The following is a 20,130-nucleotide window of genomic DNA, read 5'->3' on the forward strand; positions in this document are numbered from 1 at the left end:
TCTGGAGGCGCCGTACCTCAGCGGTGCCGCACCAGCGGAAACGGCAGCGTCTCGCGGATCGACAGCCCCGTAAGGAACATGACCACCCGGTCCACGCCGATCCCCAGCCCGCCCGTCGGCGGCATCGCGTACTCCAGAGCCCGCAGGAAGTCCTCGTCCAGCTCCATCGCCTCCGGGTCGCCGCCCGCCGCCAGCAGCGACTGGGCGGTCAGCCGGCGGCGCTGCTCGACGGGGTCGATCAGCTCGGAGTAGGCCGTGCCCAGCTCCGTGCCGAAGGCCACCAGGTCCCAGCGCTCGGCCAGGCGCGGATCGTGGCGGTGGGGGCGGGTGAGGGGCGAGACGTCGGTGGGGAAGTCCTTGTAGAAGACCGGCAGCGTGGTCCGCTCCTCCACCAGGCGTTCGTACAGCTCCAGCACGATGTCGCCGCGCCCGTCCTCCGGCCGGTGCGGCACGCCCGCCGCGTCGCAGTGCGCGCGCAGCGCGGCGACGGTGGTGTCAGGGCCGACCTCCTGGCCGAGCGCCTCGGAGATCGCGCCGTGGACCGTCTTCACCGGCCACGTCCCCGAGATGTCGTGCTCGACCCGCTTGCCGTCCGCGTCCGCCCGCACCGCCACCGGCGCGCCGTGGGCGGCGACGGCGGCCTGCTGGATCAGCTCGCGGGTCAGGTCCAGCATCACGTGGTAGTCGGCGAAGGCCTGGTAGGCCTCCAGCATCGTGAACTCGGGGTTGTGCTTGTAGGACACGCCTTCGTTGCGGAAGGTGCGGCCCATCTCGAAGACCTTCTCCATGCCGCCCACGCACAGCCGCTTCAGGTACAGCTCCGGGGCGATGCGCAGGTACAGGTCGAGGTCGTAGGCGTTGATGTGGGTGGTGAAGGGGCGGGCGTTCGCGCCGCCGTGGACCTGCTGGAGCATCGGCGTCTCGACCTCGAGGAAGCCCCGGTCGAGCAGGCCCCGGCGCAGCGCCTGCACGGCCGCGCTGCGCTCCCGCACGGTCTGCCGGGCCCGCGGCGAGATCGCCAGGTCGACGTAGCGCATCCGCACCCGCGCCTCGGGGTCGCTCAGCCCGCGCCGCTTGTCGGGCAGCGGCCGCAGGCACTTCGCGGTCATCCGGGCGGCGGTGACGAACACCGACAGCTCGCCGCGGTCGGTGGTGGCGACCTCGCCCTCCGCCTCGATGTGGTCGCCGAGGTCGATGTGGGTGGTGAAGCGCCGCAGCAGTTCCTCGCCGGAGCCGTCGCGGCTGAAGACGAGCTGGAGGTCGCCGGACCAGTCGCGCAGGACGGCGAAGGCGATCCCGCCGTGGTTGCGGATCAGCAGCACACGGCCGGCCACCACGACCCGTTCGCCGGTACGGGCCGACGCCCCCGGCCCGGCGTGCGCCGCCCGGATCGCGGCGAGGGTGTGGGTGCGCCGGGCGTCCACGGGATAGGGGTCGACGCCGGCCTCGAGCAGCCGCTCGAGCTTGCGCCGCCGTACCCGCACCTGCTCCGGCAGGCCGGCGAGCTCGTCCGCGCCGGGTCCGCCGGCCTCGGCGCCGCCGGTGAAGCCGAGTTCGGACAGGGACGGCAGGCCAGCTGTGGAGGCCGGCCGCGCCCCGCCCCCGCGGCGCCCACGGCTCCACAGCTTGCCCAGGCTCGGCACCGCGACGAACCCCTCCGCGATGCCGGCCGCCAGCCCGATCCGGGCGAGCGCGCCCGCGTCGGCGTAGCACAGGAAGCGGGGATGCCACTCGGGGTTGTACTTCACGTTGGAGCGGTACAGCGCCTCCAGCTGCCACCACCGGGAGAAGAACAGCAGCAACTTCCGCCACAGCCGCAGCACCGGTCCGGCCCCGATCCGCGCCCCCTCCTCGAAGGCCGAGCGGAAGACGGCGAAGTTCAGCGAGATCCGCTTGACGCCGAACCGCCCCGCCTGCGCGCACAGGCGCGTGACCATGAACTCCATCACGCCGTTGGGTGCCGACCGGTCGCGGCGCATCACGTCCAGCGACACGCCGTCGGACCCCCAGGGCACGAACGACAGCAGCGCGATCATCGTGCCCTCGCGGTCGAACGCCTCCACCAGCAGGCAGTCGCCGTCGGCCGGGTCGCCCAGCCGCCCCAGCGCCATGGAGAAGCCGCGCTCGGTCTCGGTGTCCCGCCAGGTGTCGGCGCGCCGGATGACCTCGCCCATCTCCTCCTCGGACAGCGCCGAGTGACGCCGGACGCGGACGGTGGCGCCCGTACGCTCCACCCGGTTGACCGCCTGCCGGGTCACCCGCATCTCCCGGCCCTCGAGGTCGAAGGAGGCCACCTGCAGGACGGCCTCGTCGCCCAGCTGCAGGGCGCCCAGTCCCGAACGGGCGTAGGCCCGCGCGCCCTCCTCTCCGGCGCCCATGACGGCGGGCTGCCAGCCGTAGCGGCCCGCGAGCTCCAGCCAGGCGTCGATGGCCGGGGTCCACGCCTCGGGGTCGCCCAGCGGGTCGCCGGAGGCCAGGCAGACCCCCGCCTCCACGCGGTAGGTGACGGCGGCCTTGCCGCTGGGGGAGAAGACGACGGCCTTGTCACGGCGCGTCGCGAAGTAGCCGAGCGAGTCCCGGCCGCCGTAACGGGTGAGGAGGGCGCGGATGCGCGGCTCCTCGTCGTCGTGCAGGGCCGCCTCCAGGCGCTGCGAGCGGAAGAGCGCCATGGCCGCGTTCAGCAGCGCGAGCGCCCCGAACAGCCCCAGGAGGAAATACACCCAGTGCGGCGGGTGACCGGCGAAGTGACGGCCGCTGACCAGGCCGCCGAACACCCTGTTGACGACGAACAGCAGCCGGTTCCCGCCGCCCGGCTCCAGCGTGCCCGGGAAGAGCGAGACCAGGCCCCAGCCGAGGAGCACGGCCACGGCGAGCCCGGCCGCGAGGACGAGCAGGGCGCGCAGGAACGCGCCGCGCCGCGAGGCCGCGTAGAACTCCCGCCGGGCCAGGATCAGCAGTGCCATCGCGGCGATGCACAGCACCAGCGAGGGGATCATGTCCCAGTAGCCCACCGCCGCCAGCAGCGCGTCCGCGAGCAGCAGCAGGGTCAGATAGCCCAGGACGAACCACAGCGTGACGCGCTTGCGGGCCGCCATGGCCGTGGCGAGCAGCAGCAGGAAGACGGCGAGGGCGAGGTTCGGGGCGGTGGGAACGGTCAGCAGGTCCAGCGCGTCCGTCAGCGGCGCCGCCGCCCGCCGCAGCGGGGGGATCAGCGCGGTCACCGCGCAGAAGAGGCCGACCAGCCCGAAGAAGATCGCGAACCCGTTGGGCACGCGGTGCAGGAAGCGGTGCCACGCCGTGTCCCGCCCGGAACCCGGCACCGCCGCCTCCCGGGCCCCGGCCTCCTGCGCCGGGGCGGGCTCGCGGTCCCGGACTGTGCGGCTCATTCCGTCAGCCTAGGCACGCCACGGCGCCGGACGCCTGTCGAACGGCACGCGCCCGTCGAACGCCGTACGACAGCCGGGTGCCCGCGTTCCGCCCGCACGCACCCGGCTGCCTCCCGTCCACGGCCGAACCGGTGATTTCCTACCCGAATGGCGTATGCCCGTCACCCCGGTCGCCGCGGTGGGATGAGCGAGACTGACCCTCAACCGCCGCTCCGCCGAGGAGGTACACCATGGCCGTTTCGATCTCCGTGGTCCTGTTGCTTCTGGTCCTGGCAGTGGTGTTCATGCGGAGCGGGGGGCTGCGCGTCTCGCATGCGCTGGTCTGCGTCCTGCTCGGCTTCCTGCTGGCCAGTACGAGCATCGCGCCGACCATCTCCAACGGGCTCACGGCCACCGCCCACCTGGTGAGCGGCGTACGGCCGTGACGGCTCAGCGGCCGATCTCGACGTCCTCGAGGACGCCGAGCGCGTCGGGCACCAGGATCGCGGCCGAGTAGTAGGCGCTCACCAGGTACGACGAGACCGCCTGCTCGTTGATGCCCATGAAGCGCACGTTCAGGCTGGGCTGGTACTCGTCGGGGATGCCGGTCTGGTGGAGGCCGATGACGCCCTGGTTGTCCTCGCCCGTGCGCATGGCGATGATCGAGCTGGTGCCCGTCTCGCTGACCGGGATCTTGTTGCAGGGCAGCAGCGGGACGCCGCGCCAGGAGCGCACCGCCGTGCCGAGGACGTCGATGTTCTGCGGGTAGAGGCCACGGCTGTTGCACTCGCGGCCGAACGCGGCGATCGTGCGCGGATGGGCCAGCAGGTACTGCGTCTTGCGGCGCCGGGAGAGGAGCTCGTCGAGGTCGTCGGGGGTGGGCGGGCCGCTGCGGGTGTGGATGCGCTGGCCCAGGTCGGCGTTGTGCAGGAGGCCGAACTCGCGGTTGTTGATCATCTCGTGCTCCTGGCGTTCGCGCAGGGCCTCGATGGTCAGCCGGAGCTGCTGTTCCACCTGGTTCATGGGCTCGTTGTAGAGGTCGGCCACCCGGGTGTGGACCCGCAGGACCGTCTGGGCGACGCTCAGTTCGTACTCGCGCGGCGCGAGCTCGTAGTCCACGAAGGTGCCGGTGATGGACGGCTCGCCCGAGTGCCCGGACGTCACGGCGATGTCCGCCTCGCCGCGGTTGTTCGCCGGCGGTGTGCTGCGGCTCGCGAAGTCCGCGACGTGGGTGCGCAGGGACTCCGAGCGCTCGGCCAGCTCCTGGAAGGCCTGCAGGGGCAGGGCCAGGACCGTGCACCGGGTCACCGCCCGGACGGTGAAGTTCCAGGTGCCGTCGGGCTCGAGGGGCACCTGCTCGCCGAAGTAGTCGCCGTCGGCCAGGGTGGCGAGGACGGTCTCGTCGCCGTACTTCCCCGTGCCGGTCTTGGTGAGTTTGCCGTGGGCGATCAGGAAGACGTGATTCGCGGGCTGCCCCTCCTCCACGAGCGTGTCGCCCGCCGCGTACTCCCGCTGGACGAAGCCGTCCGCCAGCGCCTCGAGCGTCCCGGCGTCCTCGAACCCGCGCAGCAGCGGCAGTTCGCCCAGCTCCGGCGGGATGACACGGACCTCCGTGCCCGTCGAGACGAACTCGACGCGGCCGTCGCCGACGGTGTAGGTCAGCCGTCGGTTGACCCGGTAGGTGCCGGCCGACACCTGGACCCAGGGCAGCACGCGCAGCAGCCAGCGCGAGGAGATCCCGCGCATCTGGGGTACGGACTTGGTGGTCGTCGCGAGCTGGCGTGCCGCGTCCGTGCCGAGGCTCAGCTGGGCCTGCGCCGGCTGCGCGGAGCCCTCCGGCTCCACTGACGTGGTCATTGGTGGTGATCACCCATCTGTGAGAAGGCGTGGGGCGGGACATGAAGCGAAACGTGAGGCGAGACGTGCGGCGGGAAGGCATGCCGGAGAGCCGGGCGGCGGCTGTGTCCCGGAAAGGGACCCGCCCGGCCTTTCCCCGTCAGTGCCCGATTTCGACGTTCTCGAGAATTCCGAGAGCGTCGGGCACAAGAACAGCGGCTGAATAGTAGGCGCTCACCAGATAGGAGATGATGGCCTGTTCGCTGATTCCCATGAAACGCACCGAGAGGCTCGGCTGGTATTCATCGGCGATTCCCGTGCGGTGCAGCCCGACGACACCCTGGGACTCCTGCCCGGTGCGCATCAGCAGGACGGAGCTGACGCCGGTCTCGGTGACCGGGATCTTGTTGCACGGGAAGATGGGCACCCCGCGCCAGGCCGGCAGCTGGTGGCCGCCGACGTCGACGTGGTCGGGGTAGACGCCCCGGCGGTTGAACTCGCGCCCGATCGCCGCGATGGTGCGCGGGTGCGCCAGCAGGAAGCCGGGGTCCTTCCAGACCGTCGCCAGCAGGTCGTCGAGGTCGTCGGGGGTGGGCGGGCCGCCGCGGGTGTGGATGCGCTGCCTCAGGTCGGCGTTGTGCAGGAGGCCGAACTCGCGGTTGTTGATCATCTCGTGCTCCTGGCGTTCGCGCAGGGCCTCGATGGTCAGCCGGAGTTGCTGCTCGACCTGGTTCATGGGCTCGTTGTAGAGGTCGGCCACGCGGGTGTGCACCCGCAGGACCGTCTGCGCCACGCTCAGCCCGTACTCGCGGGGGGAGGGCTCGTAGTCCGCGAAGACCCCGGGCAGCACGGGCTCCCCGGTGTGGCCGGAGGAGACGTCGATGGCGGACTCGCCCTGGTCGTTCTGCGGCCGGCCGGACCGGGTGCGGAACGCCTCCACATGGGAGCGCAGGCCCTCGGAACGTTCCAGCGCCTCCTCGAACTCCCGGCGCGGCAGCGTCAGCACCGTACAGGCGGTCACCGCGCGGACGGTGAAGTCCCACTCGCCGGCTTCGGCCGCGGCCAGCGCCCGGTCGCCGAAGTACCCGCCGTCGGCCAGCACGCCCAGCACGGCCTCGTCGCCGTACTCGCCCGCGTGCACCTTCTCGGCCTTGCCGTGGGCGATCAGCACGACCTGGTCGGCCGGCTGCCCGGCCTCGACCAGGACCTCGCCGGGCCGCAGCTCCCGCTGGGTGAAGCGGCCCGCCAGGCTTTCGAGCACCTCGGGGTCGGAGAACCCGCGCAGCAGCGGCAGCTCGCCCAGCTCCGCCGGGATGACCCGCACCTCCGCGCCGGTGCTGAAGAACTCCACCCGGCCGTCACCGAGCGTGTGGGTCAGCCGTCGGTTCACCCGGTACGTACCGCCTGAGACCTGCACCCATGGCAGCAGCCGCAGGAGCCACCGGGAGGTGATTCCCTGCATCTGCGGTACGGACTTGGTCGTGGTCGCCAGATTCCGGGCGGCCTGAGTGCCCAGACTCAGCCGGTTCGGCGGATCGTCCGTGCCCGTACCGGACTCCACTGACGTCGTCATATGCGAATGCCCACCCATCCCAAAACGGCTGTACCCGAAACGGCTGCGTTCATTGCGGCTGCGTGCATTGCCGGAATGCCCGGGCGGAGGTTGCCGGGAATTCCCGCGTGGCTCCCTCTCGAAGCTAGCAGCGGCATTCGCCGGGCGCGATCACTCAAACGGATGGGATTGAAGTGTGATTGTCAGGGGCGGATAAAGACGCCGATGCCGTTGGCCACCGGTCTCTCCTCGCCGCCCGACGGGTGGTTGCGCACGACCGAACGCCCGCTGCCCCGGGCGCGGGTGACCAAAGTGGAGGAACCGCCCCCGTCCAGGTTGAAGGCGTCGACGGCACCGATCTCCCGCATCGCCCGGGCCAGTTCGGCCACGGTCAGCCCGGAGCGGTAGGCCGCGGCGCCGTCCAGCGCCAGCAGGTACAGCCGCCGCCCGTGCGAGGCCAGGCCGGCAGCACTGCGCACGGCCGGGGTCGCCCGGTCCAGCCCCGCGGCCGGCCGTCCGCCGCGCAGGACCGGGAAGCCGCCGACGGCGAACGACAGCGCTCCACGGTGCCGGGAGCGCAGGTGCTGACCGACCGTCACCCGGTCACCGACCGAGAGCTTGCGCAGCTCGCGCGCGCCGTCCTCCCGTCCCACCAGCACCACCGACCCCGGGGCGATCCCGCCCCGTCCCGGCCGCTCCGCCACCGCCGCCACCCGGCCGCGGCGCACGGTCAGTTCGTAGGTCTCGTCGCTGCACGGAGCGCCCCGTACGGTGTCCGTGCCGCAGGTCGCGCGCACCCGGGAGGCCCGGCCCCACGCGGGGGTGAACGCGCCGATGCCGTCCACCGGAAGCGCGTACTGATTGAAGCCGTCGAGCGGCAGCTCTCCGCCCGGAGTCCGCACGGACCCCGCCAGCGTGAGCCGGTCCAGGCGGCCCTCCCGGTTCGTCCCCACGGCGAAGACGTCCTCGGCGGTGACGCCCGTCGGCATCACGGGCCCGAAGCGCTGGCCGTCCGGCACCGCCGCCTTCAGGTCGCGCCCGCCCGCGACGGCCGGCCCCACAGGGGCGCCCGTCGCCTCCACCCCGGGGTGCTGCGTCTCGGTGATGTTGAAGAAGTCCCCGTTCACCGCGCCCACCGCACCCCGGCTGTCGGCCAGTTGCGACACCTTGGCCCGCTCCGCCACGGCGCCCGGATACAGCAGATCGACCGACACGTGCCGGTCGCGCAGGTCGACGGTGAGCAGATGGCCGTACGCCGGTCCGTGCGATCCCCTCAGTGAGAAGCCCCGGTACGTCACTCCCGGGCCGAGGGAGGCCGGTGCCTCGAGCCGCAGCGGGGAAGCCTCTTCCGTACCGGCCCACGCCGGGCCGCCGCCGATCAGCGACACCCATGCCACCAGCACCGCGGTGACCGCGCGTACGCGGCGAACACGTCTACCCATTGCCACCCCAGAGATCTCGGCAACTCCGCCATGACGCAAGGGCCTTATTCATGCCCCGAAAGAACACCGGGCAACGCTCCGGAGTCGACCCGGTCAACTCTCGGCACGGCCCTGTCGCACGGCCCGACGGGCCCCGATACTCACAGGCGTCGGCGCGCGCAGGCCGCGCCTATTCGCTCACCGAGCCGGGAGGCACCGCGATGCCCCGTACGCGCCGAGCCGCCGTCATCACCCTGGGAGCAGCGCTCGCCGGGTCCTTCGCCATCCCCGCGCGCGCCGCCGCGCACCCCGCCGGCGCCCCGGCGCCCGCGGCGCGCCCCCGGCCGCCGCTGCGCCACGCCCACGCGCACAACGACTACGCGCACCCCCACCCGCTCGCCGACGCGCTCGCGCACGGGTTCAACAGCGTCGAGGCCGACATCTGGCTCGTCGGCGACCGGCTCCTCGTGGCCCACGACGCCTCCGAGCTCGATCCCACCCGCACTCTTGAGGCCCTCTACCTCGACCCGCTCCTGCGCCGGGTGCGCTCCCACCACGGCCGCGTGTATGCCGGGTACGACGTGACGCTGCAACTTCTCATCGACATCAAGTCCGAGGGCCGGGCGACCTATCAGGCGCTCTCCCGGCACCTGCGTCCCTATCGCACGATGCTCAGCGCCTGCTCCGGCGGGCGGGTGCGCCGCGGCGCGGTCGCCGCCGTCGTCTCCGGCGACCGGGGCGCCCGGATCCCGATGGAGGCCGAGCGGGTGCGGTACGCCTTCTACGACGGCCGCCTCGCCGATCTCGGCGGCGCGCCGGCCTCCTTCGCGCCGCTCGTCAGCGACAACTGGACGCAATTCTTCACCTGGCGGGGCGCCGGACCCATGCCGGAGCGGGAGCGGGCGACGCTCGGACGGATCGTCACCACCGCGCACGCCGAGGGCCGCACCGTCCGGTTCTGGGCCACGCCGGACCAGCCCGGCCCGGAGCGCGAGGCGCTCTGGCGGGAGCTGCTGGCCGCGGGAGTCGACTACCTCAACACGGACGACCTGGCGGGTCTGGAGGCCTTCCTCCGGACGGCCCGCTAACAGGGTGATGGCTCTCATCATCAGTCAAACCGTACGGTTCCGGCGCCTTTCCGACGGGAGCGCCACGCGGGCCGCCAGGTGAAGAATCGCGTCCGGTGGAATGTCGTGGTCCGGCGCGGAACGTGTAGCGGAACCGTCACCGCGCGGTCGCGGTCCCCGGCACACGGGGACGCTGGCCCCATGGCCACTCCACCCGGATCGCCATCCGGCCCCCCGTACGGCCCGCCCGCGGGCCCGCCGGCCCCGCCGCCCGGCGGCTTCGGCCCCGGCGGGCCGCCCTGGTCGCCCGATCCGCCTCCTGCCGGTGGCAGGAGGCGGATCGCGCTGGCCGTCATCGCGCTGCTGGTGGTGTCGGGCCTCGCCCTCGGAGCGGTGCTCGTCATGGGGCACCGGGGCGACGGCACGCCGGGCCAGGACGCGTCGGCCAGTGGGCGCGGCAAGGCGTCGCCGTCCTTCTCCCTGCCCTCCGGCCTGCCCTCGTCGCTGCCCAGCGGCCTGCCGTCGTGGTTCCCCTCGGGGCTGCCCACGAGCCTTCCCTCCGCCTTCCCCACCGGCATCTTCGGGCCGTAGGCGGCGCTGCGGACCGCCGGTTCAGTCGTCCGCGAGCACGCCGGCGAGAGCCGCCGCCGGATCGTCGTCACCCGGACCGGCGGGCAGCCAGTGACCGCCTTCCTTGCGGTACGGCCACCAGCGCCCCTCGCGCCCGTAGCGCAGCTGGGCGCCCGTACCGAGGGCCGTCCAGCGGTTGCCGGCCGCCCGCAGCCGAGGGGCGCCGTCCTCGTCCTGCCACGCGGCGGCCAGGCGGTCGCGGGCCCGTGCCAGTTCCCCGGGCCCCGGCGTCCATTCCTCCTCCAGTACGGCCAGCCCCGCCGGCCCGCCGTACTCCCAGGCCCGTACCGCCCGGGCCAGCTCCGCCCGGCCGTAGCCGCAGCCTGCCGCGAGGCGGGCCGTGACGCGCTCGGGCGGCCCCGAAGCGGCCATGCGCACGGCGTCCTGGCGGAGCGTCGGCTCCGGAGGCGGTGACGTGTGCTCGTGGCCGGGTGCCAGGGCCTCGGCCAACAGCTGATGGGCGCGCGCGGCCGCGTCGGCGATCAGGAACTCCAGCGCGCCGGCGTCCAGCCCGGGCGCGGGGGAGTCGCCGCCGGTGAGTGCGGGCGGGCGACCCGGCGCGTCCACCGCGACCACGGGCTCCGGCAGCGGCGCTACGAGCCGGCGCGCCGCGAACGCCTCGCGCGCCGGTATGCCGGCGGGCGGCTCGGGAGCGTGCGCGGTGGCGTGGACGGCGCTGCGCGCCTGCAGCTCGTCGAGCACCTCGCGCTCGCCCCGGCCCCGCACCAGCAGCAGGACGAACGGGTCCTGGTCGAGCAGGCGCGCCACCTGGTGGCACAGCGCCGCGGTGTGCGAGCAGTGGTCCCAGGCTCCGCAGGCGCACTCCGGCTCCAGGTCGCCGATGCCCGGCAGCAGTTCGACGCCGGTCGCGGCCGCGTCCTCGACCAGATGCGGAGGCATGTCGCGGTCCAGGAGCGCGGCGATGTGCCCCGCCCGGTCGGCCACGAGATCGAGGAAGCGGTCCCAGTCGGCCTCGGACAGCTGCTGGACCAGCACGTCGGAGCGGTGGGCCGTGCCGTCCGGGTCGCGCACGAGCGCGGTGATCCGGCCGGGGCGTACGGACACCGCGCCGACCGCCCCCGCACGCGCGTGCCGGCGGCCGGCCTTCACCTGCTGTCCGTCCAGCGCGCTGTCCTCCAGCGCCCGGAGCCAGGCCCGGCCCCACCAGCTGTCGGCGAAGGCCCGGCCCGGCACGGGCGGAAGCGCCTCAAAGGTGCGTTCGGTCATCGAGTGGTCCCCCTCAGTTCGACGAGCTCGGCCAGTTGCGCGTCGGTCAGTTCGGTCAGCGCCGCCTCTCCGGCGTCCCCGAGCACCGCGTCGGCCAGTGCCTGTTTGCGGTGGAGCATCTCGGCGATGCGGTCCTCGACGGTGCCCTCGGCGATGAGGCGGTGCACCTGGACGGGCTGGGTCTGGCCGATGCGGTAGGCGCGGTCGGTCGCCTGGGTTTCGACCGCGGGATTCCACCAACGGTCGAAGTGCACGACGTGCGCGGCACGCGTGAGGTTCAGGCCCGTACCGGCGGCCTTCAAGGACAGCAGGAAGACCGGGACCTCGCCGTCCTGGAAGCGGCGGACCATCTCCTCGCGGCTGGCCACGGGCGTGCCGCCGTGCAGGAACTGCGCCGGGACGCCGCGCGCGGCCAGGTGACGCTCCAGGAGGCGCGCCATCTGGACGTACTGCGTGAAGACGAGCACGCTCGCCCCTTCGGCGAGGATGGTGTCCAGCAGCTCGTCCAGCAGCTCGACCTTGCCGGAGCGGCCGGCGAACCGCGCGGTGTCGTCCTTCGGGTCGTGTTCCTTCAGGAACTGCGCCGGGTGGTTGCAGATCTGCTTCAGGCCGGTGAGCAGCTTGACGATCAGCCCGCGGCGTTCGAGGCCGTCCGCCTCGGCAACCTCGGCGAGCAGTTCGCGCACCACGGCCTCGTACAGGACCGCCTGCTCCTTGGTGAGCGCGACCGCCCGGTCCGTCTCGGTCTTGGGCGGCAGTTCGGGCGCGATGCCGGGGTCGGACTTGCGGCGGCGCAGCAGGAACGGGCGCACGAGCGCGGCGAGCCGCTCGGCGGCGGCCGGGTCGGCGCCGCCCTCGACGGCACGGGCGTAGCGCCGGCGGAAGCCGCTCAGCGAGCCCAGCAGTCCGGGCGTCGTCCAGTCGAGGATCGCCCACAGCTCGGAGAGGTTGTTCTCGACCGGTGTGCCGCTGAGCGCGACCCGTGCCTTGGCGCCGATGGTGCGCAGCGCTTTGGCGGTCGCGGCGTAGGGGTTCTTGACGTGCTGGGCCTCGTCGGCGACGACCAGGCCCCAGGCGGTGCCGGCCAGGGTCTTCGCGTCCAGCCGCATGGTGCCGTAGGTGGTGAGGACGAACTCGCCGTCGGCCAGCCCTTCCAGGGAGCGCGCGGAACCGTGGAAGCGGCGCACGGGGGTGCCGGGCGCGAAGCGTTCGATCTCGCGCTGCCAGTTGCCCATGAGGGAGGTGGGGCAGACGACCAGGGTCGGGCCGGCCGCGTCGGGCAGGGTCCGGCGGTGCAGGTGGAGTGAGATGAGGGTGATGGTCTTGCCCAGGCCCATGTCGTCGGCCAGGCAGCCGCCGAGGCCGAGCGAGGTCATCCGGTTCAGCCAGTCCAGTCCCCGCAGCTGGTAGTCGCGCAGGGTGGCGGCGAGCGCGGCCGGCTGGACGACCGGCTCACGGGTGGCCGCGGGGTCGGCGATGCGGTCGCGCAGGGCCGCCAGCCAGCCGGTGGCCTCGACCTCGACGGTCTCGTCGCCGGCGGCCCGGGCCCGGGCGTGGCCGGTGAGGGCCGCGCCGAGCGCCTCGACCGGGGTGACGACGCGGTCCCGGCGCTCGCGGGCACGGCGCACCGCCTCGGGGTCGACGAGCACCCACTGGTCGCGCAGCCGCACGGCGGGGCGGCTCGCCTCGGCGAGCAGGTCGAGTTCCTCCTGGGTCAGCTCCTGGTCGCCGATGGCGAAGCGCCAGCTGAAGGCGAGCAGGGCGTCGGCGGAAAGCAGGGACGGCGGCCCCGGGCGGTGGCCGGGCGCGGGGTCGTCCCCGGCGTCCGGCGGGCCGACGACGGCGCGCGCGGTGAGCTTGCGCACGAGTTCCCGGGGCCAGTGCACCTCGACGCCGGCGGCGTCCAGCGCCACGGAGGCGGCGCCGAGCAGCTCCCCGACCTCCTCGTCGGCGAGGTCGACGGCGTCCGGAACGGCCGCCGAGAGCAGGGGCGACAGCGCGGGCCAGGCGCTCGCAGCGCGGCGCAGCGCGAGGAGTGCGTGCATGCGCGCGCCGCGACCCAGCGCGCTCCCCGCGGGGGAGGCGCCGGACCACACGTCCGCCGCGTCGGCGACGAGTGCGGGGTCACTGAGGCTGTGTAGCTGGAGCACCGCCCGGAAACGCGGGTGGGCGGTCCGCTCCCCGGCGTCCTCGCCGTTTTCGCCGGAGGCGTCCAGTGGGCCGGTCAGGCCGAGGACCTCTACGCGCAGGGACAGTCGTACGCCCGCGTCGTGCCCGGCGGAGACGTCCGCGGCCCACGCCCGGAGCGCGGGCAGCTTCCGCGGCTCGGGGTCCGCGAAGGCGCGGCCGCCGGCGGCGAGGGCGGCGGCGGGGGAACGGGGCAGGCCGTCGGCGACGGCGTCGAGGAAGGCGCGCACGAGCGACTCGGGTTCGGGCAGCAGCGGCGGACCGTCGCCCGGCAGGGGCACGGCGTGCGCGGCCGGCGGCATGGCGGCGGCCAGCTTGCGCACCCGGTGCTGGTCCTCGGGGGCGAGGGGGCCGACGCGCCAGGCGTCGTGGTCGGTGGCGGTGAGCCCCGGCAGCAGCCTGCCGCGCGCGGCGAGCTGGAGGGCGAGCACGGCGGCGGCGCCCCAGAAGGCGGCCGCCTCGTCGGTGCCGGCGGCCCGGGCGCGGGTGAGGACGGGCAGGGCCTGGCGGACGGGGAGCACGGTGGCGCGTACGACCGTGGTGGTGACGTCCGGGCCTTCGGGGACGACGACGGTCAGCTCTTCGACGGCCGGACCGGCGTCGCCGTCCGCCACGACGGGCGGGTCGCCGTCGGGCAGCCAGAAAGCGACGCGTCCCGTGCGGGCGGGGTCCCCGGGGAGGAAGACCGCCGTGCAACGGGCGAGGAGGGAGACATCGGAGGGTGTGGCGGCAGAAAGCGGAGTCACAGAGCTGCGCATTCCTCAAATTTGACTAGCCGGAGTCGGAGTCGCCGAGGGTACAGGTCCGGCGCTCCGGACGAAGCGATTCTGCGTGTGACGTGCGCCATATTGCCGGAGGTGTGCTCGTCCTCCGTCGCACCGGCTCCCACCGCACCAGGGGGCTGGCCCCCCACCGGTCCGGGTGATGGCCCCCGAGCGGTCCGGGTGGTGACGCCATGGTCCGTCAAGGGGCCCGGTCCGTAGGTTCCTTGAGGTCGGACCGACCGCCGAAACCGCTGACGAGCCACCGGAGATCTCATGCCCCAGGCCACTGCCGTCCGCGCGGAACCCCGCGCGGGCAGCGACTTCGCCCCCCTCCTGCGACAGGTCCGGGCGGCGGGCCTCCTCGAGCGCGACCGGCGCCGCTACGCCCTGACCGTCGCGGCCGACCTGCTCCTCCTCGCCGCCACGGCCGCTGCCGTCGTGGCCCTCGGCGACACCTGGTGGACACTCCTGCTGGCCGTGCCCGCGGCGGTCTTCTCCGCCCGCGTCGCCTTCGTCGGCCACGACAGCGGGCACGCGCAGATAGCCGCCACCCGCCGCGCCAACCGCCTGCTGGGGCTCGTGCACGGCAACCTGCTGCTCGGCATGAGCCACGCCTGGTGGAACGACAAGCACGTCCGCCACCACGCCAACCCCAACCACGTCGACAAGGATCCCGACGTGGGGGTGGGCGTGCTGGTGTGGACCGAGCGGCAGGCCGCCCGCCGCGAGGGCTTCGGACGGTGGCTCACCCGCCATCAGGCGCGACTGTTCTTTCCCCTCCTGCTGCTCGAAGGCATCAATCTGAAGGTTTCGGGCGTGCTCGACCTCAAACGGCAGGAGGCACGCGAACGCCGGGTCGAGGCGCTGTTCCTGGTCCTCCACGCCGCCGGGTACGTGACCCTGCTGCTGTCCGCCATGCCGCCCGGCAAGGCGCTCGCCTTCGCCCTGCTCCACCACGCCCTCTTCGGTCTCCACCTGGGCATGGTCTTCGCCCCCAACCACAAGGGCATGGAGATGCCCGAACCCGGTGAACGCTGGGGACACCTGCGCCGGCAGGTGCTCACCTCCCGCAACGTACGCGGCGGACCGGTCACCGACTGGTTCATGGGCGGGCTGAACTACCAGATCGAGCACCACCTCTTCCCGGGCATGCCCCGCCACCGCCTGCGGCTCGCCCGGCCCTTGGTGCGCGCCCATTGCCGTGAGGTGGGCCTGCCGTACGCGGAGACCGGACTCCTCGACTCCTACGCACAGGCGCTGCGCCACATGCACGGCGTCGGCGCCCCGCTGCGCGACGGGGAGCCCGTCAGGGGCGGCCGGTGAAGGCGGGGGCCAGAGCCGCCGTCATGGTCACCCGGGGGGTGCCGGAGCCGTCGGCGGGAACGGTCCACAGATCGGAGCCGTAGTCGCCGGGAAGCGAGTACACCAGGGTGTCCGCGTCCCGCCAGACGGCCTGGTCGTCGATGTTGCGCCGCTCGGCGGTGGGGCTCTCGCGCAGAGTCCTCAGGTCCAGTACGTACAGCCGCCAGGGCGCGTCGGAGGAGGCGCCCTGGACGCGCTTCTTGTAGGCGATGCGCGTTCCGTCGGGGGACAGGGACGGGCATTCGACGTTCTCGTGCAGCGCGCGCAGGGTCCTGCTCTCGCGGTCCCCGCGCACCAGATAGGTTTTGCCGCCCGTCGCGACGGTGGCGTAGAAGCGGGTGTCGTCGGCGAAGGTGACGCCCCAGACGTTGATGTCGGCGGCCCTGTGCGGACGGCCGTCCAGGAAGAACCGGTAGGCCTCCAGATCGCGGTCCAGCTCTCCGGTGCGCACGTCCAGGACCGAGGTGCGGGTGGAGAAGGCGGTCCCCGCGTAGGAGTCGCCGCTGACGAACACCGTCCAGGCGACGGTGTGTCCGCCAGGGGAGACACGGGCGCGGGTGGGTATGCCCGCGAGGTCGTAGCGGCGCAGCTCGCGCAGGCGGGCGTCGAGCACGACGGCCCGGTAGGCGTCGCGGAGTCCGCCGCGCACCGCCTGGAGGCAGACGCCGGTTCCTCCGGCGGCGTGGAAGCGCAGGCAGCGGACGCCGGAGGCGGTGCGCGGGCCGGACGGGTCGTCGGCGGCCACCGAGGCGATCTCGTCGCGGTGCGGTCCCCAGGCCATGTTGCGGAAGACACCGCGGCCCGGGGCGTCCAGCGTGACCTTGCCGGACCGCACGGCCGGGCCGCCGGAGCGGGCACGGTCCTTCTCGCCGGCCCGGTCCGCGGCGTGCAAGGTGGCACCGACGGCCACGGCGGTCAGCAGGAGGACGGCGGTGAGCAGGACGACCAGCCGGTTCCGGCGGTCGAGTGGGGCGCGGTTCAACGGGCGTGCTCCGGGGTGACGTCGGTGGGGGACGGGCGCAGCAGCAGCGTGCTGAGCGCGGCGGAGACCAGCAGTCCGGCCGCCGCGGCGCCCAGGGCCGTACGGTCGCCCCACGCGGTCCAGGCGGCGCCGAACGCGATCGAGCAGACGAAGCGGGCGGCCGCCTGGCCGGTCTGCACCACGGCCAGCCCGCTGCCGCGGATCGCGCGCGGCACGGCGTCGGCGGTCGCCGCGGCGAGGACGCCGTCGGTGGCGGCGTAGAAGGCGCCGTGCAGGGCGAGGACGGCGGCGGCCAGGGCCGGTGAGCCGCCGAGGGGCGCGAGGAGCAGTACGTACGCCCCGAGCAGCGCGAGGTGGCCGCACAGGAAGAGCCGGCGGCGGCCGAAGCGGTCGGCGAGGGTGCCCAGCCCGACCGCCAGCAGCAGGAACGTCCCCGCGGTGCCCAGGGGCAGCAGCGGGAACCACGCCTCGGGCAGGTCCAGGCGGCGCTGCAGGGTGAGGTAGAGGAACGAGTCGCTCACGGTGGTCAGGCCGAGCAGCATCGCGCAGCCGGTCAGGCGGCGGACGCCGGGCCGCCGCAGCACCTCGCGCAACGGAATCCGCGCTCCGGTGCGCCGGGGGCGCGCGGGGTGTACGGGGTTTGACTGCCTGCCGGGCACGAACAGCAGCAGGACCAGGACACCGAGCGCCGCCACGCAGCCGCTCACGGTGAAGACCGCGTCATAGCCGTCCGCGGCGGCCCGCAGGATGAGGAAGGCGAACAGCGGGCCGAGCAGTGCCCCGGCGGTGTCCATCGCGCGGTGCACCCCGAAGGCCCTTCCGCGGCCGCCCGGTTCGCAGGCCAGCGAGATCATCGCGTCGCGCGGTGCCGTGCGCAGCCCCTTGCCGGTGCGGTCGGCGGCGAGGACGGCGCCGATCAGCGGCAGGGTGTGCGCGACGAGCAGCAGGGGCTTGCACAGCGCGGAGATGCCGTAGCCGACGGCGGCCACGGCCTTGTGGCCGCCGCTCCCGCAGTCGGAGAGTCGGCCGCCGAGGAGCCGCACGAGCGCGCTGACCCCGTTGTAGACGCCGTCCAGGAGGCCGAATCCCAGGGGCGACAGACCCAGGCCGGCGACGAGGTAGAGCGGCAGGACGGCGGTGACCATCTCGGAGGAGACGTCGGTGATCAGGCTGACGGTGCCCAGGGTGAGCACCGTGGCGGGTACGGCGGCGGCCCGCCGGCCGGGAGCGGTGTCGCGGCCGGCGGTGTCCGCGGTGGTACGGCTGTCCGCGAGGTACACGGTCAGCTGTTCCAGATGCCGGTGATGTCCTTGGCGTTCGCGGCGTTTCCGGCGTGGGGCAGGCCGTGCATCGTCTCGAGCGTGCGCAGCACGTCGTAGTGGTTGTACGTGGTGGCGGAGGTGGCGCCGGCCTTGACCTGCTGGCCGTAGAGGACGGTGGGGATGCGGTTGCCGCTGAGGCGGTTGTCCTCGTCGAAGGTGATCAGCAGCAGGCTGTTGTGGGTCTTGGCCCAGTCGGCGTAGCCCTTGAGGTTGTTCTTCAGCCAGGTGTCACCGGTGCCCACGGAACAGTCGTGCATGTCGTTGCACATGTTCGGTACGACGAAGGAGACCGCGGGCAGCGTGGCGTAGTCGCGGGGGAAGGCGCCGAAGGTGTGCGCGGTGCTGGTGGGAACGTTCTCGAAGCCGAACCACGGGTTGTGCTTCTGGCGGTACTTGCCGCTGCTGCAGGTGGTCGATCCCTCGGCGGGCAGCGATTCGTTGTAGCTGGCCCAGGTCTTGCCCTTGGCTATGAGCTCCGAGGCGAGGTTGGGCTCGTCGCTGAAGCCGGGTTCGACGCAGCTGTCGTCGGTGACGCCCTGGGTGTCGCCGGAGAACAGGGCGTAGTAGTTGGGCTGGCTGGGATGGGTCTCGGCGTACGAGGCGGTCAGGCTGGCGCCGCCCGCGGCGAGGGAGTTGATGTACGGCGCGCTGGAGCTGCCCATGACCTGGCTGTAGCCGTGGTTCTCGAACACGACGACCACGACGTGGTCCGGCGTGGGGACGGCCGGGGCGGCCGCGGAGTCCGAGGCCCACAGGCCCAGGGACGTGGCGGCCAGCCCGAAGGCCGTGGCCAGGGCGAGGGAGTGGCGGCGGCGTGGACGGCGGGGGCTGTCGGAGCGGGCTGCGGCGGGCACGAGATCCTCCGTGCGAGGGAAGTCGGTGGGGGCGCGCGGGGTGCGATGGCAGCGTAGAGCGACCCGCGTGACATGTACACGACTTCAAAGTGACGGGTTGGGGAACGCCCGCCGAGCGGGAGACGACGCCGTGATCCGCGTGGCGCCGCGTCCGGTGTGGCCTCAGGCCGCGGGCAGGCCCAGGAGCGTGCGCGCCACCGTCTGCGGTGACTCGTCGCGCTCGCGGGCCAGCGCTATGACGGCCCGGCACGCCAGCTCGTTCACCCCGAAGCTGAGGGCCTCGGGAGAGACCCAGCGTGCCGCTTCCGCGCTCTTTTCGGCGTCGTTCTCGGCGCAGGCCGCCACATAAACAGCCGCCGCCTCGAATAGATTGCGCTGCCGTGCCCGTCCGGAACCGGGACTCGCCGGCGGCCCCGGGGCGGGTGTCTGCCGCGCCTCTTCGACACGCCTGCGAAGTTTCTCGAACACGCGGATCACCTGCCCCCATGAGCGGCATTTCCTGCGGTCGTTCAAGTGTTCCCGGTGGTAGTGGAGTTGAACCTCCGACAAATGACGGGAAGCCGGCCGGTGCCCGGTGCTAGTCGGCGACCGCCGACACCGCCACCACCTTCTCGACGCGCACCCGGACGACCAGCTCACCGGGAACGCCATTACGGGCCCCGTACTCCTCGGCGCGCTCCTTTCCCATGTACCGTCCGCCGATCGTCGTCGCCCACTTGCGGATCTCGCTCAGGTCGTCGTCGAGATGCGCCCGCCCCTGCACGGTGACAAAGGCGTACGGCGGCTTGTCGTCGTCCACGCAGAGCGCGATCCGGCCGTCCTGCGCGAGATTGCGGCCCTTGACCGTTTTCTTGCCCGTGTTGAAGACGAGGTCGTCGCCGTCGAGAACGAACCAGATGGGGGCGATGTGCGGGCTGCCGTCGGGCCGCACCGTGGCGAGTTTGCCCGTACGGCCGTCCGCCGAGAGAAATTCCCGCCACTCTTCTTTGCTCATTTTCCGTGCCATGTCCCCATCCTGTGCCAACTGGCGCACAGACGCGTGCCGACGGGCCGGGCGGGTTGCCGGGAGCACTGAGGTGAGCGAGGCTTGCACGGCACTTACGGGGAATTGCGGAACGGGGAGGCGGGGCATGTCGATCGGCAGGGAACTCGACTCGATGCTGGACGGTCTGACGGAGCGCGTGGGCGAAATACGACACGCCCTGGTGCTGTCCGACGACGGGCTGGTGACGGGGGCGAGCGCGAGCCTGGAGAGGTCGGACGCCGAGCGTCTGGCGGCCGTGGCGTCGGGGTTGCACAGCCTCGCCAAGGGCACGGGCCGCCAGTTCCGGGCGGGCCGGGTGCGGCAGACGATGGTCGAATTCGACGGCGGCGTGCTGTTCGTGACCGCCGCCGGCGAGGACAGCTGCCTGTGCGTCCTCGGCGGCGCCGACGCCGACATCGGCCGCATCGGTTACGAGATGACGCTGCTGGTCAACCGCATCGACGGGCGGGCGGAGGACGGCGGGCCGGAGGAGCGGGCCGGGAGTTATCCACAGGCCTGACGCGCTGTCGTACCCGC

Annotated in this window: 16 protein-coding genes; 5 read left to right on the forward strand and 11 right to left on the reverse strand. The window is 73.2% G+C overall.

The genetic code is table 11. The annotated features are described in order from the left end of the window. Nucleotides 1-17: 17 nt before the first annotated feature. Nucleotides 18-3,386 (reverse strand): bifunctional lysylphosphatidylglycerol synthetase/lysine--tRNA ligase LysX, encoded by a 3,369-nt coding sequence (gene lysX / locus IE295_RS03490; protein WP_190061897.1) that lies wholly within the window; start codon nucleotides 3,384-3,386, stop codon nucleotides 18-20. 230 nt (nucleotides 3,387-3,616) lie between these two features. Here lysX and IE295_RS03495 point away from each other — a divergent pair, with 230 nt between their 5' ends. Further along, nucleotides 3,617-3,811 (forward strand): hypothetical protein, encoded by a 195-nt coding sequence (locus IE295_RS03495; RefSeq protein WP_190061898.1) that lies wholly within the window; start codon nucleotides 3,617-3,619, stop codon nucleotides 3,809-3,811. A gap of 4 nt (nucleotides 3,812-3,815) precedes the next feature. Here IE295_RS03495 and IE295_RS03500 read toward each other — a convergent pair whose 3' ends face one another. The 3 genes from IE295_RS03500 to IE295_RS03510 form a co-directional block, all read right to left on the reverse strand. Further along, nucleotides 3,816-5,222 (reverse strand): family 2B encapsulin nanocompartment shell protein, encoded by a 1,407-nt coding sequence (locus IE295_RS03500; protein WP_190061899.1) that lies wholly within the window; start codon nucleotides 5,220-5,222, stop codon nucleotides 3,816-3,818. 139 nt (nucleotides 5,223-5,361) lie between these two features. Next, nucleotides 5,362-6,774, reverse strand: a complete 1,413-nt coding sequence (locus tag IE295_RS03505) for a family 2B encapsulin nanocompartment shell protein (protein WP_190061900.1) — start codon at nucleotides 6,772-6,774, stop codon at nucleotides 5,362-5,364. Between the two features lie 182 nt (nucleotides 6,775-6,956). Continuing rightward, nucleotides 6,957-8,195 (reverse strand): phosphodiester glycosidase family protein, encoded by a 1,239-nt coding sequence (locus tag IE295_RS03510; RefSeq protein ID WP_190061901.1) that lies wholly within the window; start codon nucleotides 8,193-8,195, stop codon nucleotides 6,957-6,959. Between the two features lie 200 nt (nucleotides 8,196-8,395). On the opposite strand from IE295_RS03510, the gene IE295_RS03515 reads away from it, so the two are divergent. Together IE295_RS03515 and IE295_RS03520 are read left to right on the forward strand one after the other, a co-directional pair. Continuing rightward, the gene (locus tag IE295_RS03515) at nucleotides 8,396-9,262 is read left to right on the forward strand and encodes a phosphatidylinositol-specific phospholipase C/glycerophosphodiester phosphodiesterase family protein (RefSeq protein WP_190061902.1); all 867 of its coding nucleotides are present in this window, start codon (nucleotides 8,396-8,398) and stop codon (nucleotides 9,260-9,262) included. A gap of 180 nt (nucleotides 9,263-9,442) precedes the next feature. Beyond that, nucleotides 9,443-9,832 carry a hypothetical protein gene (locus IE295_RS03520; protein ID WP_190061903.1) on the forward strand — a complete coding sequence of 130 codons (390 nt, stop codon included), beginning with the start codon at nucleotides 9,443-9,445 and terminating at the stop codon, nucleotides 9,830-9,832. Between the two features lie 21 nt (nucleotides 9,833-9,853). Here the strand turns inward: IE295_RS03520 and IE295_RS03525 are convergent, their stop codons facing one another. Further along, on the reverse strand, nucleotides 9,854-11,098 hold the full coding sequence (locus IE295_RS03525) for an SWF or SNF family helicase (protein ID WP_190061904.1): 1,245 nt from the start codon (nucleotides 11,096-11,098) through the stop codon (nucleotides 9,854-9,856). Then, nucleotides 11,095-14,031: an SCO1167/SCO6262 family helicase gene (locus IE295_RS03530; RefSeq protein WP_224323223.1), complete on the reverse strand. Its 2,937-nt coding sequence runs from the start codon at nucleotides 14,029-14,031 to the stop codon at nucleotides 11,095-11,097. Before IE295_RS03530 ends, IE295_RS03525 begins: the two co-directional genes overlap by 4 nt. A 291-nt stretch (nucleotides 14,032-14,322) precedes the next feature. Here IE295_RS03530 and IE295_RS03535 point away from each other — a divergent pair, with 291 nt between their 5' ends. Then, nucleotides 14,323-15,372: a fatty acid desaturase family protein gene (locus IE295_RS03535; protein WP_190061906.1), complete on the forward strand. Its 1,050-nt coding sequence runs from the start codon at nucleotides 14,323-14,325 to the stop codon at nucleotides 15,370-15,372. Here IE295_RS03535 and IE295_RS03540 read toward each other — a convergent pair. The 5 genes from IE295_RS03540 to IE295_RS03560 all read right to left on the reverse strand — a co-directional run bounded on the left by IE295_RS03540 (nucleotide 15,356) and on the right by IE295_RS03560 (nucleotide 19,575). After that, a complete protein-coding gene (locus tag IE295_RS03540; protein ID WP_190061907.1) occupies nucleotides 15,356-16,393 on the reverse strand; it encodes a TolB-like translocation protein in 1,038 nt (345 codons plus the stop codon). The genes IE295_RS03535 and IE295_RS03540 overlap by 17 nt on opposite strands. Further along, a complete protein-coding gene (locus tag IE295_RS03545) occupies nucleotides 16,390-17,673 on the reverse strand; it encodes an MFS transporter (RefSeq protein WP_190061908.1) in 1,284 nt (427 codons plus the stop codon). The genes IE295_RS03540 and IE295_RS03545 overlap by 4 nt, the downstream gene beginning before the upstream one ends. Before the next feature lie 2 nt (nucleotides 17,674-17,675). Beyond that, entirely contained in the window at nucleotides 17,676-18,569 is an 894-nt protein-coding gene (locus IE295_RS03550) for an alkaline phosphatase family protein (protein ID WP_224323224.1), read from the reverse strand. 162 nt (nucleotides 18,570-18,731) lie between these two features. Next, on the reverse strand, nucleotides 18,732-19,046 hold the full coding sequence (locus IE295_RS03555; protein WP_372479003.1) for a hypothetical protein: 315 nt from the start codon (nucleotides 19,044-19,046) through the stop codon (nucleotides 18,732-18,734). A gap of 100 nt (nucleotides 19,047-19,146) precedes the next feature. Further along, complete coding sequence (locus IE295_RS03560) at nucleotides 19,147-19,575, reverse strand: PPOX class F420-dependent oxidoreductase (RefSeq protein ID WP_190061910.1); 429 nt, start codon at nucleotides 19,573-19,575, stop codon at nucleotides 19,147-19,149. 124 nt (nucleotides 19,576-19,699) lie between these two features. Here IE295_RS03560 and IE295_RS03565 point away from each other — a divergent pair, with 124 nt between their 5' ends. Further along, on the forward strand, nucleotides 19,700-20,113 hold the full coding sequence (locus IE295_RS03565; protein ID WP_190061911.1) for a roadblock/LC7 domain-containing protein: 414 nt from the start codon (nucleotides 19,700-19,702) through the stop codon (nucleotides 20,111-20,113). The last annotated feature ends 17 nt before the right edge of the window (nucleotides 20,114-20,130 follow it).

This window comes from Streptomyces griseocarneus, from assembly GCF_014655595.1.
In the GTDB taxonomy this organism is placed as follows: Bacteria; Actinomycetota; Actinomycetes; order Streptomycetales; family Streptomycetaceae; genus Streptomyces; species Streptomyces griseocarneus.